A 19771-nucleotide genomic window follows, 5' to 3' on the forward strand; every position below is an offset into this window, starting at 1 on the left:
TCAAATATCCAGATTTTCCGCGAATGCCGAACGATCCTGAATGAAGCGGAAGCGGGCTTCGGGCTTGCTGCCCATGAGATTATCAACGGCTTCGCGGGTTCCCTCGAAATCCACGTCGTCGATTTCCACGCGCAAAAGCGTGCGCTTGGAGGGGTCCATGGTGGTTTCCTTCAATTGCGCTGGCATCATTTCGCCAAGGCCTTTGAAACGGCCGATTTCGACCTTCTTGCCCTTGAAGACGGTCTCCATCAATTCGGCGCGGTGCACATCATCGCGGGCGTAGACCGTCTTGGCGCCCTGACGGATAACGTAGAGCGGCGGTACCGCGAGATAGAGGTGGCTGCCACGGATGAGTTCTGGCATCTCCTGATAGAAAAAGGTGATCAGCAGCGATGCAATATGCGCGCCGTCCACGTCAGCATCGGTCATGATGACGATGCGCTCGTAGCGCAAATCCTCGTCGCGATACTTGGTGCGAGTGCCGCAACCAAGCGCCTGAATGAGATCGGCGATCTGCTGGTTGGCCGAAAGCTTCTCGCGGCTGGCATTGCCGACATTGAGGATTTTTCCGCGCAGCGGCAGGATGGCTTGGTTGGCACGGTTGCGCGCTTGTTTCGCCGACCCCCCAGCCGAATCACCTTCCACGATAAAGAGTTCGGCGCCTTCGGCGGTATTCTGCGAGCAATCCGCCAGCTTGCCGGGAAGGCGCAGCTTACGAACGGCGGTTTTGCGATTGACTTCCTTTTCCTTGCGGCGACGAAGGCGCTCTTCGCAGCGCTCGATGACCCAGTCCAGCAACTTTGCCGCTTCGTTGGGATTGCCGGCAAGATAATGGTCGAACGGATCACGAAGCGCGTTTTCAACGATGCGCTGCGCCTCCACAGTGGCCAGCTTGTCCTTGGTCTGGCCGACGAATTCCGGCTCGCGAATGAAGACGGACAACATGCCGACAGCGGAAATCATCACGTCGTCGGTGGTGATTTCACGAGCGCGCTTGTTCTGCGTCAACTCGGCGTAGTTCTTCAGCCCCTTGGTCAGCGCGATGCGCAGGCCAGCCTCATGGGTGCCGCCCTCGGGCGTCGGGATGGTGTTGCAGTAGGAATGCAGTTGCGCATCGCCGCCATACCACGTCACGGCCCATTCCATGGCGCCATGGCCGCCGGTCTTCTCGGTCTTGCCGGAAAAGATTTCGCGGGTCACGGTGAAGTCCTTGCCCAGCGTTGCCGCCAGATAATCCTTCAGGCCACCGGGGAAGTGGAAAACGGCCTTCTCAGGGATGTCACCATCCGGCGGCACCATGCCCGGGTCACAACTCCAGCGGATCTCGACGCCACCGAACAGGTAGGCTTTCGAGCGGGCCATACGGAAGATGCGCGCCGGTTCGAACTTTGCGTGATCGCCAAAAATCTGCGGGTCGGGATGGAAACGAACGCGCGTGCCGCGACGATTGTGCACGTCGCCCAGCTCTTCCAGCCCGCCGATTGGAATGCCGCGTGAAAAGCGCTGGCGGTATAGCTTTCGGTTTCGCGCCACTTCCACTTCGAGAAGGTCCGAGAGAGCGTTGACCACGGATACGCCGACGCCGTGAAGGCCGCCCGATGTTTCGTAAGCCTTGCCATCGAATTTGCCGCCCGCATGCAGCTTGGTCATGATGACTTCGAGCGTGGATTTGCCCGGCACCTGCGGATGGTTTTCAACTGGAATGCCACGACCATTGTCGCTGACTGTCAGGAAACCTTCCGTATCCAGGTGGACTTCGATGAAATTGGCATGACCGGCAACGGCCTCGTCCATGGAGTTGTCGATGACTTCGGCAAACAGATGGTGCAGCGCTTTTTCATCGGTCCCGCCAATATACATGCCGGGACGCATGCGCACGGGCTCAAGCCCCTCCAGCACACGGATGGACGAAGCACCATATTCCTGCTCCGACGAGGTCGTCACAGCCGCCTGTTTCGGCGTGCTGGCAACAGCCTTTACCACCGGCGCAGCTTTGGCCGCAGTGACTTCCGGCTCTGGCTTTGATGCGGTTTGGCTTGAAAAGAGATCGTTGCTATCGTCCATTGTGCCCAGTTCAATCAGAATTTGGCCATGCGAGCAGGCTTATGATGTGCCACGGATGGCACCGCATATTTGCTGCTCAAGCACGGATGATCGGTTTTCGCGTCTTCCAAGGATTGCGCCGCGCTTGCTCGGATGGCAAGTGTTCTGGCTGAATTGAATAGGTTCCTCAAGGCATGTCCACAGCTATTTTCACCTTTTGTACTCTTTTTTGCCTGTCTGTTGCGATCGTGCCAGCCTCGGCACAGGGCACCGGAGGGCCGCTGAAACCCTTCAAGGATGATCTGTTTTCCAGCCAGACAGTGCTTTCGACAGGCGATAACGGCGCATCGCAGGTCATCGATTATCAGGAGATGCGCGACATCAACGGGCGGGACGAGACGCCGGAGCGGCGGGTGAAACGCCAATATATCGATCTCGCGCCGAAGAAATTTCAGGAACTTGAAACGATCTCGCTGCAGGGCAGGGCGCTGGATGTCGGGCGCGTGGGTGCCGCTTCCGGCCAGGCCTTCACGGTAATCTTCATTCATGGTCGCGGCGGCGACCGCAGGCTGGGCATGAACGACTATACGTTCGGCGGAAACTTCAACCGGCTCAAAAACCTCGCTGTGACCAATGGCGGCACATATTACGCGCCGAGCGTCAAAAGCTTCGACGAGAAGGGCGTTGCCGACATCGCGGGGCTGATTGCCGATGCCAAAAACAAATCCGGCGGACGCCCCGTCATTCTTGCCTGCGCCTCGATGGGCAGCTTCATCTGCTACGGTATCAGCCGCGACAGCCAAGCAGTTTCCGACCTGAAGGGCATGGCCATTCTTGGCGGCGCGGTCGATCCTGATTTTCCCAAGAGTGCTTTTGCCAAGGCGAAGAAGCCGGTCTGGTTCACGCATGGGAGTGAGGACAAGGTCTATTCGGCAGACCAGCAAGCCACAATGTTCCGCTCTCTGCTGAAAGCTGGGCAGCCGACGCGGTTCACGCTGTACAAGAGTGGAACACATGGAACGCCGGTGCGGATGACCGACTGGCGCGCCGTTTTGAACTTTCTGCTGACGCATTAAGCAGGAAATATCGCTCCAACACCAAAAACGGGCAAAAAACGACGTCTTTGGGCGAGGTTTTGCAAGAAAATTGTTATTTTTGATACCAAATCTCGTCTGTACGTTTTAAGACGAAGGTATCACGGACGTTTCGGCGCTCCTGTTCACGCGAGCGCCGCCAAAACTAAAGAGGAATGATCGCATATGACCCCTGATGTTCGCCCGCTCGTCGCTGGAAACTGGAAGATGAACGGTACACGCGAATCGCTTGATCAGATCAAGGCGATGGCGGAAGGTGTCAAAGGATCTCTCTCCGAAAAAGTAGACGTGCTGATCTGCCCGCCCTCGACATTGCTGTATGTAGCCACTGCCCTGTGCGACGATAGCCCGCTGCTGATTGGCGCGCAGGACTGCCACCAGAATGAGTTGGGCGCGCATACGGGTGACATTTCCGCTGAAATGATAGCCGATTGCTTCGGCACCCACGTCATCGTTGGCCATTCAGAGCGCCGCACCGACCATGCCGAGACCGACCATCTTGTGCGCGCCAAGGCAATGGCTGCCCATGCAGCCAAACTGGTTGCCATCGTCTGCATCGGCGAGACGGCGGATGAGCGCAAGGCTGGCCAGACGCTGGATGTGCTCAAACGCCAGCTGGCCGGTTCCCTGCCGGACGAAGCGACAGCGGAAGACACCGTGATTGCCTATGAGCCTGTCTGGGCCATCGGAACCGGCGTGACGCCGACCACGCAGGATGTGCGCGATGCACATGCCTTCATGCGTGACGAACTGGTCAAGCGCTTTGGCGCAGAAGGCAAAGGCATGCGCATTCTCTATGGCGGTTCGGTCAAGCCCACCAATGCGCTGGAGCTGATGGGCGTCGAGAATGTGGACGGTGCCCTGATTGGCGGAGCCAGCTTGAAAGCCACCGATTTCCTGTCCATCTATACGGCTTATGAGCAATTGACGGCTTGATGGTGTCTTTCGTCTTGCAAGGGGCTTGGAATACGCTTTCGCCTCATGTAAAGAGCCGCAAACTTCTTCATTGTGCTCCCAACGGGGCATGGAATGGATTGTCATGCAGAACGTACTGATTGTTATTCATCTCATGATCGTGCTGGCGCTTGTCGGCGTGGTTCTGATCCAGCGCTCCGAAGGCGGTGGCCTTGGTATCGGCGGTGGCTCGGGCTTCATGTCCGCGCGAGGTACGGCCAACGCGCTCACGCGCACCACGGCGATCCTCGCGGCGCTGTTCTTCCTGACGTCTCTCGGCCTTGGTCTTCTGACCCGTTACGAATCGCGCCCGACAGATATTCTGGATCGCATTCCAGCCACGCAAGGGCAGGGTAACGGCATTCTGGATACGCTTGGGCCTTCGTCTTCGACGCCTGCCGCTCCGGCACAGAACGGCGTTCCGTCCACAAATGGTGCTGCGGCTCCTGCGACAGGCACGACGCCTGCACCTGCGACGACCACACCGGCACCTGCGACACCGGCCCCTGCCAACAACGCAGTTCCGACCGGCCAGTAAAACCGGTTCAAGCATATCACTCCGGCAGGCCAAAAGCCTGCCGGTTTTCTTTTGTTCACATTCCGGCCAAGCTTCGCCTTTCATCAACAGATGAATATGGGCGTTCTGAAATTTGGGCTGGCGGAATCACTCTTTTATAGGTAAGCGGTAAATCCCATGGCGCGATATGTATTCATCACAGGCGGCGTGGTCTCCTCACTTGGTAAGGGCATTGCGGCCGCAGCACTCGGAGCGTTGTTGCAATCCCGTGGTTACCGGGTGCGGCTTCGCAAACTTGACCCCTATCTCAATGTCGATCCCGGCACCATGAGCCCCACCCAGCACGGTGAGGTGTTTGTGACCGATGATGGCGCGGAGACGGACCTCGATCTCGGTCACTATGAGCGCTTCACGGGGCGCTCGGCTACCAAGACCGACAACATCACCACGGGTCGTATCTACAAAAACATCATCGATAAGGAACGCCGCGGCGATTATCTCGGCGCGACGGTGCAGGTCATTCCGCACGTCACCAATGAAATCAAGAATTTCGTGACCGAAGGCAATGAGGAATATGATTTCGTCATCTGCGAAATCGGTGGCACGGTGGGCGACATCGAAGCCATGCCGTTCATGGAAGCGATCCGTCAGGCCAAGAACGACCTGCCACGCGGCACGGCCATTTTCGTGCATTTGACGCTGATGCCGTACATTCCTGCAGCTGGTGAGTTGAAGACAAAGCCGACGCAGCATTCCGTCAAGGAATTACAGGCGTTGGGTATCCACCCGGATATTCTGCTGGTGCGTGCCGACCGGGAAATCCCCGAGGCCGAACGCCGCAAGCTTTCGCTGTTCTGCAACGTGCGTCCATCCGCCGTCATCCAGGCGCTGGATGTGGCCAATATCTATGACGTGCCGATTGCCTACCACAAGGAAGGCCTCGACAACGAGGTTCTGGCCGCCTTTGGCATCGAGCCTGCGCCAAAGCCACGCCTTGAGCAGTGGGAAGAGGTTTGTAACCGCATCCACACGCCGGAAGGTGAAGTGACCATTGCCATTGTCGGCAAATATACCGGCCTGAAGGATGCGTATAAGTCGCTGATCGAAGCCCTGCATCACGGTGGCTTTGCCAACCGCGTCAAGGTCAAGCTGGAATGGATCGAGTCGGAAGTCTTTGAGAAGGAAGACCCCGCACCCTATCTCGAAAAGGTCGATGCGATCCTCGTTCCCGGCGGTTTCGGTGAGCGTGGTTCCGAAGGCAAGATTCGTGCTGCCCAATATGCCCGTGAGCGTCAGGTGCCGTATTTCGGCATCTGCTTCGGCATGCAGATGGCGGTGGTGGAAGCGGCCCGCAATCTGGCTGGCATTGAAACGGCATCTTCCACCGAATTCGGCACGACGCCCGAGCCGGTCGTTGGCCTGATGACCGAATGGGTGAAGGGCAATGAGCTTGAAAAGCGCAACGCGGCTGGCGATCTCGGCGGCACGATGCGTTTGGGTGCCTACAAGGCATCGCTCAAGAAAGACACCAAGATTGCCGAAATCTATGGCTCGACGGATATCTCCGAGCGCCACCGCCACCGCTATGAAGTGAACGTTGATTACAAGGACCGCCTCGAAACATGCGGCCTCGTCTTCTCCGGCATGTCCCCGGATGGTATCCTGCCTGAGACGGTGGAATACCCCGATCACCCATGGTTTATCGGCGTGCAATACCACCCCGAACTCAAGAGCCGCCCGCTGGATCCGCATCCGCTGTTTGCGAGCTTTATCGAAGCGGCGGTGGAGCGAAGCCGGTTGGTTTAGACATAGTTGTCGAATGGAAAGAGCCGCAGCGATGCGGCTTTTTTTGTTTGAACCTTACATATATAAGTTGTTTAGTCGACTTAATGCTACTAGCTGGGTTTTTTACAATCTGCCATGTCTAAAATGAAAAATATCATTGCAGTGTTATCCTCGGTGGTTGCGGCTTCGGTTATTGCAACATTCGTTTTGAACTATGCAGACGCCGCGCCCCAAATGGATATGATTTCCGTGGAGCAATTGCCGGCTGAAACGATGAAGCTCCACTGCAGTCGAGAGGAGCTGCAGATGAGAATAGAGAAAGAAAAGGCAAAAAGCTCGTCATCAGAATATGAGACTATGCTGTCATACGCTTTACGTCGTGATGGTGACGAACACTCGAAAATTATGGCCAATAAGTCACTGTATGACCGGTTTGAGGCAGGAGTGGAAAGTGCTGTTCTTATCTCGGAAAACCACGCTCACGTGGCATTGGTGAAATTTGAAAAACCGGCCAACGTCAATTCTTTTCTTAAAGCAGTAGCGATGTGTGGCAAGGAAACGGATGGTTTTTGTACGCCAGCTTTGTTCTATGACGGGGCCAATAGGTTCTGCTTACTGTTTACTGAAAATGAGATAGCGAAGTAGTTTATCGAGCGAGACGCTGGCGAAGCTGCGTAGATGATAACCGCGACGTTGTCGTCACGCCCCACATACACGCTTGATCCGAATCACAGCGATCGCTAGCATCAGTCAAGGCTTGACCCGCGCCTCCTCCCTCCTTTCGGGGAAGTACCGTCCGTACGGGGTGACTTCACATCATCGAACCACCTGTTCGAGCAGCGCATAAGGAGGGCTTGCGTTTACGGCTCGTAGAGGAGGTCAATCGATGACATTGTCTGCACCTATTTTTCAATTGAAACGTCGCGCCAAGCTCTTAGCCCGAAATAGGGATGTGCCGCTCCATCAAGCTTTGGATTTGGTGGCCTGTGAGGAAGGCTTTGCGAGTTGGAGCCTGTTATCGGCTCGATCCTTATCGCATCAGGAGCCGGACACCATATTGCCCCGGCTGAATGCAGGTGATCTGCTTCTGGTCGCGGGGCGTCCGGGGCAAGGCAAGACCAGACTGGCTTTACGCCTATTGGTCGATGCTATGTCAGCCCGAAGACAAGCCGTCCTGTTTACGCTGGAGTTTACCCAGCAACAGGCGCTGAGGCACATTCGCGACATCAATCAGGCCCGTAGCGAAATAAACGACACGCTGAAAATCATAACGTCTGATGCGATTTGCGCTGACTACATTATCCAACATCTGTCGATGGCGGATAGCGGGACACTCGTTGTCATAGATTTTTTGCAAATACTCGACCATCAGCGCAGTAAACCACCGCTATCTGAGCAGGTTTCTGCGCTTTCCGACTTCGCAAAAAAGTCCGGTGTGATTTTTGTATTCATCTCGCAAGTCGATCGGGGGTTCGACCCAGATGCAAAACGGCTTCCGGACATTGAAGACACCCGGCTACCAAACCAAATCGATCTGGGGCTTTTTACCAAAACATGCTTCTTGCATGGCAAGGAGATGGCGTTCAAGGCCGTAGCCTAAAGTTCTGCACTGCCGTGGTCTAGGATGTAGACTGCGGCAGTATGTTCATCGCAACCGCACCACCAAACACTCGCCACCAGCCTCCAACTCCTGGGCAAACGGAGCCCGCACAATCAGGCAGTCCGATTGCGCCATGATCTTCATCATCGAGGAGTCCTGCTTGATGAAGGCTTCGACGACCGGCTGGCCGTTCTCATGGGCGATGATGCGGGCACGGAGATAGTCCTGCCTCTGGTCGTTGGCTTTGAGCGTGGTGGCAGTCTTGGCTTTGGTTTCGCGGGAAGTGATCGGGCGATGGCTAAGTTTTTGGATGAGGGGTTCCAGAAACAGCAGGCTGCAGACGAGGCTGGCAACGGGGTTGCCGGGCAGGCCAAGGACCTGCATCTGGCCGATGGAGCCGACCATCAACGGTTTGCCCGGACGCATGGCGATCCGCCAGAAATCGAGCGTCATGCCCTGGGCCTTCAGTGCCGCTTGCATCAGATCATGATCACCGACAGAGGCGCCGCCGAGTGTGACGAGGACATCCGCTTTGGCGGCTATCGCTTTGTCGATGGACGCGCGGATAAGGGCTTCGTTATCGGCCACGATACCGAGATCGAGGATATCGGCACCGGCTCTGCGCGCGAGTGTGGCCACGCCGAAGGTGTTGGAGGCGATGATTTGCGCGGGGTTGGGCACATCGCCGGGCGGGATCAGTTCGTCGCCAGTCGCCAGAATGGCGATCAGCGGTTTGCGGTAAACGGAAAGCTGCGCGTGGTTCATGGCGGCGGCGAGCGTGATGTCGGTGAAGGACAGTTCCGTTCCGGCCTTGAGACCCACGTCACCCTCCTGGAAATCCTGTCCGCGCGGGCGAACGTGTCGCCCTTCATTGACTGCGAATGTCGTGCGGATTTTGCCGGCTTCCAGCAGTTCCGCATCTTCCTGGATGAGAACGGCGTCCGCACCGTCAGGCAGAGGCGCGCCGGTGAAGATGCGCACAGCCTCGCCTTCATCAACATGACCTTCGAACGCATGGCCCGCAGCAGATTCGCCAATGACTTTGAGGATCGAGCCGATCTGATAAGCGTCGGCTGCGCGCAACGCGTAACCATCCATGGCGGAGGCGTGGAAGGGTGGCTGGGTGAGGCGGGCGTGTAGGTCCTGCGCCAGCACACGCTGGTCTGCATCCTCCAGCCGCACGGTCTCGACCGATGTGACGGGATTTGCCGCAGCCAGCAACCGCGCCTGCGCTTCCGCAACGGGCAAGAGAGGCTTCATGAGGTTTCCTCTTCCTTTTGATGGCAATGCGACGATGATCGCGGAATGACGTGAACTCGGTTCGGCCTCAAGCCTTGAAGTGACCGGATTTCCCGCCGGTCTTTTCCAGCAGGCGGATCGAGCCGATTTCCATGCCCTTATCAGCAGCCTTTGCCATATCGTAGATGGTCAGGCAGGCGATGGACACCGCGGTCAGGGCTTCCATCTCGACGCCGGTCTTGCCGGATAGCTTGACGGTGGCCTGTACGCGAAGGCCGGGCAGGGCGTCATCTTCAGTAATGTCGACCGCGACCTTCGTCAGCATCAGGGGATGGCAGAGCGGTATGAGATTGGCGGTCTGCTTGGCGGCCATGATGCCGGCGAGACGAGCTGTTCCGATCACGTCACCCTTCTTGGCATTGCCTTCGCGAATCAGCGCCAGCGTTTCCGGCTTCATTGTCACGAAACCTTCGGCGACCGCAACGCGCGTGGTCTCGGCTTTGTCGCCGACATCGACCATATGGGCTTCGCCGGAAGCACCGATATGGGTCAAACGCGGATCGCTGCTCATTCGGCAGCCGCTGCGTTTTCGCCGTTGAGCAAAATATGGGTGGCGGCGGTTACGTCCTGCTTGCGCATCAGGCTTTCCCCGACGAGGAAGGTGGTGATACCCGAAGCTTTCAGGCGCGTGCAATCCTCATAGGTGAAGATGCCGCTTTCGCCCACCAGCAATTTATCCGCCGGCACCATTGCTGCCAGACGTTCGCTGACATCGAGGCTGACCTCGAAGGTGCGCAGATTGCGATTGTTGACGCCAAGCAGCGGTGAGGTGAGTTTCAGTGCGCGTTCGGTCTCTTCCTCGTCGTGGACTTCGACGAGAACATCCATGCCAAGCAAGAAGGCTTCGTCTTCCAGCCGCTTGGCTTCGTCGTCGGAAAGCGATGCCATGATGATGAGAATGCAGTCGGCACCCCAGGCGCGCGCTTCATGGACCTGATAGGTTTCGAACATGAAATCCTTGCGCAGCGCTGGCAGGGTGCAGGCATTGCGGGCAGATGTGAGAAATTCCGGCGCGCCCTGAAAGCTCGGCGTATCCGTCAGTACCGAAAGGCAGGCGGCACCGCCGGCCTCGTAGGCTTTTGCCAGGGCAGGCGGATCGAAATCGGGACGGATGAGACCTTTGGAGGGGCTGGCCTTCTTGATCTCGGCGATGAGGCCGAAGGTGCCATCAGTCTGCTTGCGCTTCAGCGCATTGTGGAAACCGCGCGGTGCGGTCTGGTCAGCGGCCATCGCCTTGAGGTCTGCAAGGGATACAGCCGCCTTCGCAGCGGCGATTTCGTCCCGCTTGTAGGCTTCTATTTTTTTCAGAATGTCGCTCATGGCTTTGCCTGCTCTTCGTTCGAAACCGCAATCAACCTGTCGAGTGCCGCTGTTGCTCTGCCGTCATCCAGCGCAGCACTTGCAATCTTCATCCCATCAGCCAGCGTTTCGGCCTTGCCTGCCACCACGAGGGAGGCGGCTGCATTGCACAGCGAGACATCGCGGTAAGGGTTTTGGGCGCCACCGAGAACCTCACGCAATGCGGCTGCATTGGCAACGCCATCACCACCCTTGAGATCATCGATGCGGGCAGAATCGACGCCAAAATCTTTCGGTGTCAGCTCGAAAGTGCGTATCTTGCCATTCTCCAGCGCCGCCACATGGGTGGTGCCGGTGGTCGTGATTTCGTCCAGACCGTCACCATGCACGACCCAGACGCTTTCCGAACCGAGGTCGCGCAGTACTTCCGCCAGAGGCACCAGCCAATGCGGGGCAAAGACGCCAAGCAACTGCTTTTTGGCGCCTGCCGGATTGGAGAGAGGGCCAAGCAGGTTGAAGATCGTGCGTGTTCCGAGTTCGACCCGGCTCGGGTTGACATGGCGCATCGAGGAATGGTGACGCTGTGCGAACATGAAACCAAGACCGGCCTCGTGGACGCAGCGGCTGATCAGCTCCGGCTCGATATCGAGCTTGACACCCAGCACGGACAGCGCATCCGCCGTGCCGGACTTGGAGCTCAAGGCCCGGTTGCCATGCTTGGCAACCGGTACGCCAGTTCCGGCGACGATGATCGAGGCGAGGGTGGAGATATTGTAGGTCCCCAAGCCATCTCCACCCGTACCGACGATATCCATGGCATCGGCAGGTGCGGTGACGGGTATCATGCGGGAGCGCATGGACGAGACGGCACCGGAGATTTCGTCCACCGTTTCGCCCCGAACCCGCAAGGCCATGAGGAACGCACCGATCTGCGATGGTGTGGCTTCGCCGGACATCAGAATGTCGAAGGCCTGCCGGGACTGCTCCCGGCTCAGGCTTTCACCGTTGGCAACCTTGGCAATCAGCGGCTTCAAGTCGGCCATGTCTTCATGTCCCCAATTGCGACTCAGTAGGCGGTCAGGGCCTGATCGGCTGCAGCCTGGTTGATGGTCACACCGTAATCGCTCTGAAGACGGCTGACCATCTGGTCGAGCATATCGTCGCCCGCGGCGGTTGCCATGGCTGTGATCTGCTGGTCGTTGTTATCGAGTGCGTCAGATGGCGTGGTGGTGTTGAGATCCGTGACCTTGAACAGGACACGGCTGGAACCATCCGTATCGGGCGCTGTGCCGACGAGGCCATTTGGTCCGGCAAAGACGGCTGCAACGGCCTGCTGACCGAGAAGAGCATCTTCGCTGGTGCGGCGAAGACCCATCTTGGTTTCCACGGCAAGACCCATCTCGCCAGCAATGGTCGCAAGCGTTTCGCCTTTTTCGGCGCGTGCCTTCAACTCGTCTGCCTTGGCGGCAAGCGCCGTGCGTTGCTGCTCGGCTGTCCAGTCGGCAACGACCTGTTCCTTGACCTCGTTCAGCGCTCTGTCGCGAGGTGCGATGATCTGCTGAAGGTCGAACCAGACATAGCCTTCGCGACCGATGTTGACGGCAGGCGCATCGACGCCCTGTTCGGCCTTGAAGACCTCGGCGACGAGTTCAGATGTCGGTAAGCCTTCGACGGGGTTGCCCTTATCATCTTCGCCATTGGCGTCGACAGCGTTCACGGTGACAGTCTTCAGGTTCAGCTGCGTTGCGGCATCAGCCAGAGCCGAGCCACCGCCACGCAAATCTTCGTAACGGTCGTGCACGGCGTTCATTTCTTCGGCCGCCTTGGTTGTGGCGAGGTTCGTGCGAATCTCTTCCTTCGCCTCGTCCAGTGTCTTCATGCTTTCGTTCTTGATGCCGGTTACGCGCAGGATGACCGGGCCAAAGGAGCCATCGACAACAGGCGAGACGCCACCATCCTTCTGGATGGCGAAGGCTGCTTCTGCGACGGACTGGTCTGGAACCGTGTCCTTGGTGAATTCGCCAAGTGTCACATCGGCAGGCTGTTTGCCCTGGTCCTTGACGACTTGATCGTAAGTCGTGGTACCGGCGCGGATTTGGGCAGCGGCGGCTTCGGCCATTTCCTTGTCGGAGAACGTCAGTTGTTCGATGGTGCGACGTCCTGCCGTGCGGAAGTTGTCTTTGTTGCTTTCATAATAATCGGAAATCTGCTGGTCTGTAATCGCACCCTGATCGGCGATATCGGAAGGCTCCAGCTTGACGTAGCTGAACTTGCGATATTCCGGCGCACGATACTTGTCCTTGTTCTTTTCAAACCATGCGGCCAACACATCGTCAGCAGGCGCTTTGACCGGATCGATATTGGCGTTGGACAGGAGAATGTAGTCGATGGAGCGCTGTTCGTCGCGGTACTGCTTCAGCGCATCGACGAGGACCTGCGGTGGCTTGAAGCCATCGGACACGGCATCCACGATCTGACCACGCACGGCAACCTTGCTGCGCTCCTTGACGTAATCGTCTTCATTGAACCCAGCACCGCGTAGACGCTGGCTGAACAGGTTACGGTCGAACTGGCCAGTCGGGGACTTGAAGGACGGGTCTTCCGAGATCAGTGTCGCCAAACGGTCTTCTGAGAGACCGAGATTCATCTTCGATGCCAGTTCGTCGAGAGCGGCACCGGCGGCGAGCTGACTGAAGACCTGACGGTCGAGGCCGAACGCCTTGGCTTGCTCTGTCGTCAACCGTGTCCCGAACTGGCGACCGACATCGGCCATCTGGCGCTGGTAGGCGAAACGGTACTCATTGGGGGATACGGTCTGATCGCCGACCGTCATCACGGAATGTGAGTTGCTCGTAACCAGAGATGCGGAAATGCCCCACACCCCGAAGGACAGAACGAGGAGCAAAAGAAGAATTTTTGCCGCCAAGGTACGAGAAGCGCTTCTCAGAGAATCGAGCATCGTTATGCAAACCTCACAATATTCGCCCGTTACGCCGGGTCTGTGCGGCTTCCTTAAATCAATCCGCTTTGAAATTGAAGGCTCAATTCCGCTGAAAAGCACGCATTGCCAAACGATGACGTGACATATTGCCCCCAATGGCGCTCTCGGGGCAACCTGTGCGTGACAGGCGTGATGAAGATTGGGAAAGGCGAGCGATCCGTCACGGATCGGTGGCCGCAAAAAAGCCGCCTCTATGCTGGGCGGCTTTGGTATCGGATCGGCATTTGCAGATTTAGCTGTCTTCTGGACCTTAGAAAGACTTGGAACGTTCCAAAAGGATCCTGAAATCCTCGTCTTCTTTCCGAGATTCCGTTACCACGGAAATAAAGGATGCGACGAACATGATACTGATGAGGGCCGCCAGCAAGGTTAGTACAGTAACCATGGCATTCAACTCCAGAGTTGGTGGCTGACCCACCCCGCCGTATCAGTAGTAGTTTGTATACTGGGAGCGGGACGTAAGCTGTGGGAATTCAGGACCGTTGTCCTGCGGCTTCTGACCGTAAAGGCTGAACGTCGTTGCTACCATCGCGATAACCAACATTGTCCATGCCGTGCTGATCACGCCGATTTTGGAAGAAGTAGACTGATTTACTTTTGTAAACATGTGTTCGTTCCTTTAACTGCGATCTGAACGCGTGATCTCTGATCCAGTTCCGCGTTATTGTTAAAAATCGATTAGCATTTCGCCTGTGAAGCGTTGTTGAATGCTTCGTTCATCTGGTGTTCAGAAAATCGGCAGTTCACGTCAATCCATGAAGACATATTCAACGACGAAGGATGTCGCGATTGTCAGGACCATCATGAACACCAGCATTTTCATCTCCGATTGAGCGACTTGCCCGTTTGCCATTCGATGAGACCTTTATAACGATGTGCCTTGAAGCCGCGCTGAACAGGGTATTCATGTGATGTTCACCCGCCGCTTTCGACTTTCGAGCACGCCCTTCGGACTTGCGAAGACCTGCCTTCCATGACAAAAGGCGGCACAACCAACGTTCAGTATCGGGAGCGATATGACGATTGCCTTTTACCCCGGATCGTTCGATCCGATGACCAACGGACATCTGGACGTGTTGATCCAGTCGCTCCATGTTGCGTCGCAGGTGATCGTTGCCATCGGTATTCATCCCGGCAAGGCGCCGATGTTCAGTTTCGAAGAGAGGGCAGACCTCATTCGTCTGTCTCTGGCTGACGCTCTGCCGAACGCCATGGAGCGCCTGCTTGTCGTGTCCTTCGCCAACCTGGTGGTGGATGCTGCGCGCGAGCATGGCGCCACGCTCCTCGTTCGCGGGCTGCGGGACGGCACCGATCTGGATTATGAAATGCAGATGGCGGGCATGAACAGGCAGATGGCACCTGATATCCAGACCGTCTTTCTACCTGCCGGAACGGCGTCGCGGCCCATTACTGCCACATTGGTTCGTCAGATCGCAGCAATGGGCGGTAATGTGGAGGCTTTTGTGCCGAAAGCCGTGTTGCAAGCCCTCAACAGCAAGCTGAGCCCCCGTCTCAGTGATAATTCTGGAGCCTAATCCAATGAAACTGCTTCGATTTGCCTTCGCAGGCGCACTGTTCGTCAGCGCCATCGCCGCCAGCACCATCGCTTCTGCTGCCGAGTTCCTGACCATTCAGCTGAAAGACGGCCCTGTCGTCATCCAGCTCATGCCGGAGGCCGCACCAAAGCATGTGGCGCAGATCAAGGCGCTGGCTGAGAAAGGCGCCTATGACAATGTCGCGTTTCACCGCGTCATTCCCGGCTTCATGGCACAGACCGGCGACGTGCAATACGGCAATATGAGCAAGTCGTTCAATGCCCAGCGCGCAGGCACCGGTGGTTCCGATCTGCCGGACCTTCCAGCTGAATTCTCGAAAACACCATTCGAGCGCGGCACCGTTGGCATGGCCCGTTCTCAGAGCCCCAACTCCGCAAACTCGCAGTTCTTCATCATGTTCGATCAGGGGTCTTTCCTGAACGGACAATATACCGTCGTCGGCAAGGTCGTGTCCGGCATGGAATTCGTCGACAAGATCAAGAAGGGTCAGGGCGGCAACGGCGAAGTTTCCGATCCCGACCGCATGGTCAAGGTTACCGTCGGCAAGAAATAAAACCGGGCGGATGCCCACGTAGAAGGAGAGACACCATGGCCGAGATCAAAGATCCGGAAAACACCCTCATCATGGAAACGACGACCGGCAAGGTCGTCATCCAGCTTATGCCGGAAGTGGCCCCTGGCCACGTTGCGCGCATCAAGGAACTGGTTTCCGAGCAGGCTTATGACGGCGTCGTATTCCACCGCGTCATTTCCGATTTCATGGCGCAGACAGGCGACGTGAAGTTCGGCAAGAAGGGTTCGGAAAGCTTCAACCCAAGCCGCGCTGGCATGGGTGGTTCTGAAAAGCCTGACCTGCAGGCCGAATTCTCTGCCATTTCGCACGTCCGTGGCACCTGCTCCATGGCGCGTTCGCAGAGCCCGAACTCCGCCAACTCGCAGTTCTTCATCTGCTTTACCGACAGCCCATGGCTGAACAAGCAGTACACGGTCTGGGGCCAGGTGATCGAAGGCATGGAAGCCATCGACAAGGTCAAGCGCGGCGAACCCGTGAAAGACCCCGATTCCATCATCTCCATTCGCCTTGCTTCTGCAGCCTGAGCGTAGGATATAGACATCCAGCCCGCCTCGCAGGTACCTGCGGGGCGGGTTTTGATATTCAAGAGCATCATCATGCGTGTAGACCTGTTCGACTTCGATCTTCCTGACGACAATATCGCGCTTCGCCCGGCCACTCCGCGCGACAGTGCGCGCCTGCTTGTGGTCGATCCGAATGCAGGCCGCATGACCGATCATCAGGTTTTCGATCTACCCAGCTTCCTGAAACCCGGCGACGCGCTTGTTTTCAACGACACACGCGTCATTCCAGCCCAGCTTGAAGGCGTGCGTCTTCGCGAGGGCGCACCGGAAACTGCCGTTTCCGCCACGCTGCATATGCGTGCCGATGCCAGCCGCTGGAAGGCCTTTGCGCGCCCCGGCAAGCGCATCAAGCAGGGTGACCGCATCCGTTTCGGCTACGAGCGCGACAATGCCTGTGGCCTCGCCTTTCTGGAAGCGACCGTCGAAGAAAAGGGTGATGAGGGCGAGATTACCCTGCTGTTCGACGTCTCCGGCCCTGTGCTCGATGAGGCCATCGCCTCCGTCGGTCACATCCCCTTGCCACCTTACATCGCTGCCAAGCGTCCTGAAGACGCGCAGGACCAGACGGATTACCAGACCATCTATGCCCGCGAAAAAGGTGCCGTCGCGGCACCCACTGCAGGCCTGCACTTCACGCCCGCTCTCTTCGATGCACTGGATGCAGCGGGTATCGAGCGACACTTTGTGACGTTGCATGTGGGCGCCGGCACGTTTCTTCCCGTCAAGGCTGACAATACGGAGGAGCACAAGATGCACCTCGAAATTGGCCATGTCACCGAAGAAACCGCTGCCAGACTGAACGCCGTCAAGGCGAGGGGCGGGCGCATCGTCTGCGTTGGCACCACGTCGCTGCGGCTGATCGAGAGTGCAGCTGCTGACGATGGTCAGATCATGCCCTGGTCAGGCCCAACCGGCATCTTCATCACGCCGGGATATCGCTTCAAGGCTGTCGATATTCTGATGACCAATTTTCACTTGCCGAAATCCACGCTGTTCATGCTGGTGTCGGCATTCTGCGGACTGGACACGATGCGTGAGGCTTACGCCCATGCGATTGCGACCGGTTACCGTTTCTATTCCTATGGCGATTCGAGCCTTCTTTTCCGGAAAAACTGATGCAAGAGAACTTTACCTTCACCCTCAAAAAAACTGATGGCGGCGCGCGCCTCGGCGAAGTGGCGATGCCACGCGGTGCCATCCGCACGCCAGCCTTTATGCCGGTGGGCACGGTCGGCACCGTCAAGGCCATGTATCTGGATCAGGTGCGGGAACTCGGCGCCGATGTCATTTTGGGCAACACCTATCACCTGATGCTGCGCCCCGGCCCGGAGCGGGTTCAACGCCTCGGCGGTCTGCATGAGCTGATCCGCTGGCCGCACCCGATCCTGACCGATAGCGGCGGTTTCCAGGTCATGTCTCTCTCCGGCCTGCGCAAGCTGGATGAAAAGGGCGTGACCTTCAAAAGCCACGTGGATGGATCGCTGCACCACATGTCGCCCGAACGCTCCATTGAAATTCAGGGCATGCTGGATTCGGACATCCAGATGCAGTTGGACGAATGCATCGCGCTGCCTGCCGAGCGCAAGGAAATCGAGCGCGCCATGGAAATGTCGCTGCGCTGGGCAGAGCGCTGCCGCGTCGCCTTTGGCGAGCAGAAGGGCAAGGCGATGTTCGGTATCGTGCAGGGCGGCGATCAGCCGGATTTGCGCATTCGCTCAGCCGAAGGCTTGAAGCAGCTCGATCTCAAAGGCTATGCCGTGGGTGGTCTTGCCGTCGGTGAACCACAGGACGTGATGCTGAGCATGCTCGACATTACATTGCCTGCTCTACCTACCGAGAAGCCGCGCTACCTGATGGGCGTGGGCACACCGGACGATATCTTGAAATCCGTGGCACGTGGTATCGATATGTTCGACTGCGTCATGCCGACACGGTCCGGCCGCCATGGTCTGGCCTTCACACGACGTGGCCGCGTCAACATCCGCAATGCCCGCCACGCTGAAGATATGCGGCCGCTGGACGACCAGTCAAATTGCCCGGCATCGCGCGATTACTCCCGCGCCTACCTGCATCATCTGGCACGGTCCAACGAGGCGCTGGGCGGCATGCTCCTGTCATGGCACAATCTGGCCTATTATCAGGAACTGATGCAGGGCATCCGCAAATCCATCGAGGAAGGCCGCTTTGCAGATTTCTATGCCGAGACCATTGAAATGTGGGAGAAAGGCGATATCGATCGCCTCTGATATCTAGAGGGATCGAACGGATTTGCTGACCGCGCCTTATGTGCTTTTTCGCGATGATACGACGGGTTCGGTGACGATGTTCACCGACCCGGTAGAGATGATCGTTGCGCATGAGACAGATGAGTTTTTTCCCGCTCTTGCACGAATGCAGGCGGCGCGGTTAGAGGGAAAATATCTCGCCGGTTACATGTCTTACGAGGCGGGATATCTGTTTGAGAAAAAGCTGGCCCCACTGGCTGGCAAACACCGCGATGTGCCGTTGCTGTGTTTCGGGGTTTTCACATCACCGTCTGGTGACGCCGAGAGATATGCCCCGGGTGAACTCGTTGACGCCGATGATTTCCTGAGCGATGTCAGACCGGGATGGACACGGGAGGACTATCGCGTTCATTTTTCAAAACTACACGAGCATTTGCGGAAAGGCGATTGCTATCAGGCCAATCTCACCATGCCGATCGATGCGCGCTGGCATGGCGATCCGCTAACGGCTTTCTGGTCGCTGATCGAACGGCAACCCGTGAGATACGGTGCGCTCGTCAGTCTTGGTGGCCCTGTCATCCTGTCTCGCTCCCCGGAACTGTTTTTCTCGGTCAAGGATGGCTGGATCGAAACGCATCCCATGAAGGGAACGGTCAGGCGCGGCGGCTCACCAGCGCAAGATGCCGTGTTGATTTCAAACATGCGCAACGATGAAAAAACGCTCGCCGAAAACCGTATGATCGTTGATCTCTTGCGCAATGATATTTCCAGAATCACGGAAGTCGGCACGCTCGACGTTCCGAAGCTCTTCGAGATCGAGACATATCCCACGGTGCATCAGATGGTCAGTCACGTGCGGGCCAAGCTTTTGCCCGGTCTCGTCATCGAGGATATTTTATCTGCGCTCTTTCCCTGCGGCTCGATAACAGGTGCGCCCAAGATGCGGGCGATGGAGATTCTGCATGATCTGGAGATTGGTCAACGCAACGTCTATTGCGGAGCCATTGGGATGATCTCACCCAACGGTGACATGCGTTTTTCCGTGGCGATCCGAACGATTACCCTGTTTGGGAACGGCAAGGCCACCTTCAATGTCGGTGGCGGCATCGTGTTCGATTCGACGGCAGATGCGGAATATGACGAGTGCCTGTTGAAGGCGAAGTTTGTGACGGGTGAGAAGCGGCTGGGATAGGTTCGTTTTGGCAATCGCTAAGGCGCACCACACAGATTACTTCATCCTCGTGACAAGCCCGAGGTTGAC

Annotated in this window: 20 protein-coding genes; 13 read left to right on the forward strand and 7 right to left on the reverse strand. The window is 57.3% G+C overall.

The window, feature by feature from the left end:
* Positions 1-2064 (reverse strand): DNA topoisomerase IV subunit B, encoded by a 2064-nt coding sequence (gene parE, locus RMR21_RS06495; RefSeq protein WP_498669847.1) that lies wholly within the window; start codon positions 2062-2064, stop codon positions 1-3.
* A gap of 173 nt (positions 2065-2237) precedes the next feature.
* Between parE and RMR21_RS06500 the strand changes: the two genes are divergently transcribed.
* The 6 genes from RMR21_RS06500 to RMR21_RS06525 all read left to right on the forward strand — a co-directional run bounded on the left by RMR21_RS06500 (position 2238) and on the right by RMR21_RS06525 (position 7993).
* The gene (locus RMR21_RS06500; RefSeq protein ID WP_498669848.1) at positions 2238-3119 is read left to right on the forward strand and encodes an alpha/beta hydrolase family protein; all 882 of its coding nucleotides are present in this window, start codon (positions 2238-2240) and stop codon (positions 3117-3119) included.
* 183 nt (positions 3120-3302) lie between these two features.
* Complete coding sequence (tpiA, locus tag RMR21_RS06505; protein ID WP_498669849.1) at positions 3303-4073, forward strand: triose-phosphate isomerase; 771 nt, start codon at positions 3303-3305, stop codon at positions 4071-4073.
* 103 nt (positions 4074-4176) lie between these two features.
* Complete coding sequence (secG, locus tag RMR21_RS06510) at positions 4177-4629, forward strand: preprotein translocase subunit SecG (protein WP_174152850.1); 453 nt, start codon at positions 4177-4179, stop codon at positions 4627-4629.
* Between the two features lie 156 nt (positions 4630-4785).
* A complete protein-coding gene (gene pyrG, locus RMR21_RS06515) occupies positions 4786-6414 on the forward strand; it encodes a CTP synthase (RefSeq protein ID WP_498669850.1) in 1629 nt (542 codons plus the stop codon).
* A 114-nt stretch (positions 6415-6528) separates the two neighbouring features.
* Complete coding sequence (locus RMR21_RS06520) at positions 6529-7038, forward strand: hypothetical protein (protein WP_498669851.1); 510 nt, start codon at positions 6529-6531, stop codon at positions 7036-7038.
* A gap of 241 nt (positions 7039-7279) precedes the next feature.
* Positions 7280-7993 carry a DNA helicase gene (locus RMR21_RS06525; protein WP_498669852.1) on the forward strand — a complete coding sequence of 238 codons (714 nt, stop codon included), beginning with the start codon at positions 7280-7282 and terminating at the stop codon, positions 7991-7993.
* Positions 7994-8038: 45 nt separating this feature from the next.
* Here the strand turns inward: RMR21_RS06525 and RMR21_RS06530 are convergent, their stop codons facing one another.
* From RMR21_RS06530 to RMR21_RS06550, 5 genes are all read right to left on the reverse strand, one after another.
* Complete coding sequence (locus RMR21_RS06530; RefSeq protein ID WP_498669853.1) at positions 8039-9253, reverse strand: molybdopterin molybdotransferase MoeA; 1215 nt, start codon at positions 9251-9253, stop codon at positions 8039-8041.
* 67 nt (positions 9254-9320) lie between these two features.
* Entirely contained in the window at positions 9321-9803 is a 483-nt protein-coding gene (moaC, locus tag RMR21_RS06535) for a cyclic pyranopterin monophosphate synthase MoaC (RefSeq protein ID WP_498669854.1), read from the reverse strand.
* Positions 9800-10612: an indole-3-glycerol phosphate synthase TrpC gene (gene trpC / locus RMR21_RS06540; protein ID WP_498669855.1), complete on the reverse strand. Its 813-nt coding sequence runs from the start codon at positions 10610-10612 to the stop codon at positions 9800-9802. The genes moaC and trpC overlap by 4 nt, the downstream gene beginning before the upstream one ends.
* The gene (trpD, locus tag RMR21_RS06545) at positions 10609-11634 is read right to left on the reverse strand and encodes an anthranilate phosphoribosyltransferase (protein ID WP_498669856.1); all 1026 of its coding nucleotides are present in this window, start codon (positions 11632-11634) and stop codon (positions 10609-10611) included. Before trpD ends, trpC begins: the two co-directional genes overlap by 4 nt.
* A 23-nt stretch (positions 11635-11657) precedes the next feature.
* Complete coding sequence (locus tag RMR21_RS06550; protein WP_498669857.1) at positions 11658-13550, reverse strand: peptidylprolyl isomerase; 1893 nt, start codon at positions 13548-13550, stop codon at positions 11658-11660.
* A 181-nt stretch (positions 13551-13731) separates the two neighbouring features.
* Between RMR21_RS06550 and RMR21_RS06555 the strand changes: the two genes are divergently transcribed.
* A complete protein-coding gene (locus tag RMR21_RS06555) occupies positions 13732-13965 on the forward strand; it encodes a hypothetical protein (protein WP_498669858.1) in 234 nt (77 codons plus the stop codon).
* Between the two features lie 54 nt (positions 13966-14019).
* Here the strand turns inward: RMR21_RS06555 and RMR21_RS06560 are convergent, their stop codons facing one another.
* On the reverse strand, positions 14020-14199 hold the full coding sequence (locus RMR21_RS06560) for a hypothetical protein (protein WP_498669859.1): 180 nt from the start codon (positions 14197-14199) through the stop codon (positions 14020-14022).
* Between the two features lie 409 nt (positions 14200-14608).
* Here RMR21_RS06560 and coaD point away from each other — a divergent pair, with 409 nt between their 5' ends.
* From coaD to RMR21_RS06590, 6 genes are all read left to right on the forward strand, one after another.
* Positions 14609-15127, forward strand: a complete 519-nt coding sequence (gene coaD / locus RMR21_RS06565; RefSeq protein WP_498669860.1) for a pantetheine-phosphate adenylyltransferase — start codon at positions 14609-14611, stop codon at positions 15125-15127.
* 4 nt (positions 15128-15131) lie between these two features.
* The gene (locus RMR21_RS06570) at positions 15132-15701 is read left to right on the forward strand and encodes a peptidylprolyl isomerase (RefSeq protein WP_498669861.1); all 570 of its coding nucleotides are present in this window, start codon (positions 15132-15134) and stop codon (positions 15699-15701) included.
* 35 nt (positions 15702-15736) lie between these two features.
* A complete protein-coding gene (locus tag RMR21_RS06575; protein ID WP_498669862.1) occupies positions 15737-16246 on the forward strand; it encodes a peptidylprolyl isomerase in 510 nt (169 codons plus the stop codon).
* A gap of 72 nt (positions 16247-16318) precedes the next feature.
* Positions 16319-17401 (forward strand): tRNA preQ1(34) S-adenosylmethionine ribosyltransferase-isomerase QueA, encoded by a 1083-nt coding sequence (queA, locus tag RMR21_RS06580; protein WP_498669863.1) that lies wholly within the window; start codon positions 16319-16321, stop codon positions 17399-17401.
* Positions 17401-18531 carry a tRNA guanosine(34) transglycosylase Tgt gene (gene tgt, locus RMR21_RS06585; protein WP_498669864.1) on the forward strand — a complete coding sequence of 377 codons (1131 nt, stop codon included), beginning with the start codon at positions 17401-17403 and terminating at the stop codon, positions 18529-18531. The genes queA and tgt overlap by 1 nt, the downstream gene beginning before the upstream one ends.
* Positions 18532-18553: 22 nt before the next feature.
* Complete coding sequence (locus tag RMR21_RS06590; protein WP_498669866.1) at positions 18554-19702, forward strand: aminodeoxychorismate synthase component I; 1149 nt, start codon at positions 18554-18556, stop codon at positions 19700-19702.
* Positions 19703-19771 lie beyond the last annotated feature (69 nt).

Source organism: Agrobacterium sp. rho-8.1 (assembly GCF_033957725.1).
Taxonomy (GTDB): Bacteria; Pseudomonadota; Alphaproteobacteria; order Rhizobiales; family Rhizobiaceae; genus Agrobacterium.

Bases quoted from the DNA above. Each gene is read 5' to 3' on its own strand.
- parE (WP_498669847.1), bottom strand. From the start codon at position 2,064: ATGGACGATAGCAACGATCTCTTTTCAAGCCAAACCGCATCAAAGCCA.
- RMR21_RS06500 (WP_498669848.1), top strand. From the start codon at position 2,238: ATGTCCACAGCTATTTTCACCTTTTGTACTCTTTTTTGCCTGTCTGTT.
- tpiA (WP_498669849.1), top strand. From the start codon at position 3,303: ATGACCCCTGATGTTCGCCCGCTCGTCGCTGGAAACTGGAAGATGAAC.
- secG (WP_174152850.1), top strand. From the start codon at position 4,177: ATGCAGAACGTACTGATTGTTATTCATCTCATGATCGTGCTGGCGCTT.
- pyrG (WP_498669850.1), top strand. From the start codon at position 4,786: ATGGCGCGATATGTATTCATCACAGGCGGCGTGGTCTCCTCACTTGGT.
- RMR21_RS06520 (WP_498669851.1), top strand. From the start codon at position 6,529: ATGTCTAAAATGAAAAATATCATTGCAGTGTTATCCTCGGTGGTTGCG.
- RMR21_RS06525 (WP_498669852.1), top strand. From the start codon at position 7,280: ATGACATTGTCTGCACCTATTTTTCAATTGAAACGTCGCGCCAAGCTC.
- RMR21_RS06530 (WP_498669853.1), bottom strand. From the start codon at position 9,253: ATGAAGCCTCTCTTGCCCGTTGCGGAAGCGCAGGCGCGGTTGCTGGCT.
- moaC (WP_498669854.1), bottom strand. From the start codon at position 9,803: ATGAGCAGCGATCCGCGTTTGACCCATATCGGTGCTTCCGGCGAAGCC.
- trpC (WP_498669855.1), bottom strand. From the start codon at position 10,612: ATGAGCGACATTCTGAAAAAAATAGAAGCCTACAAGCGGGACGAAATC.
- trpD (WP_498669856.1), bottom strand. From the start codon at position 11,634: ATGGCCGACTTGAAGCCGCTGATTGCCAAGGTTGCCAACGGTGAAAGC.
- RMR21_RS06550 (WP_498669857.1), bottom strand. From the start codon at position 13,550: ATGCTCGATTCTCTGAGAAGCGCTTCTCGTACCTTGGCGGCAAAAATT.
- RMR21_RS06560 (WP_498669859.1), bottom strand. From the start codon at position 14,199: ATGTTTACAAAAGTAAATCAGTCTACTTCTTCCAAAATCGGCGTGATC.
- coaD (WP_498669860.1), top strand. From the start codon at position 14,609: ATGACGATTGCCTTTTACCCCGGATCGTTCGATCCGATGACCAACGGA.
- RMR21_RS06570 (WP_498669861.1), top strand. From the start codon at position 15,132: ATGAAACTGCTTCGATTTGCCTTCGCAGGCGCACTGTTCGTCAGCGCC.
- RMR21_RS06575 (WP_498669862.1), top strand. From the start codon at position 15,737: ATGGCCGAGATCAAAGATCCGGAAAACACCCTCATCATGGAAACGACG.
- queA (WP_498669863.1), top strand. From the start codon at position 16,319: ATGCGTGTAGACCTGTTCGACTTCGATCTTCCTGACGACAATATCGCG.
- tgt (WP_498669864.1), top strand. From the start codon at position 17,401: ATGCAAGAGAACTTTACCTTCACCCTCAAAAAAACTGATGGCGGCGCG.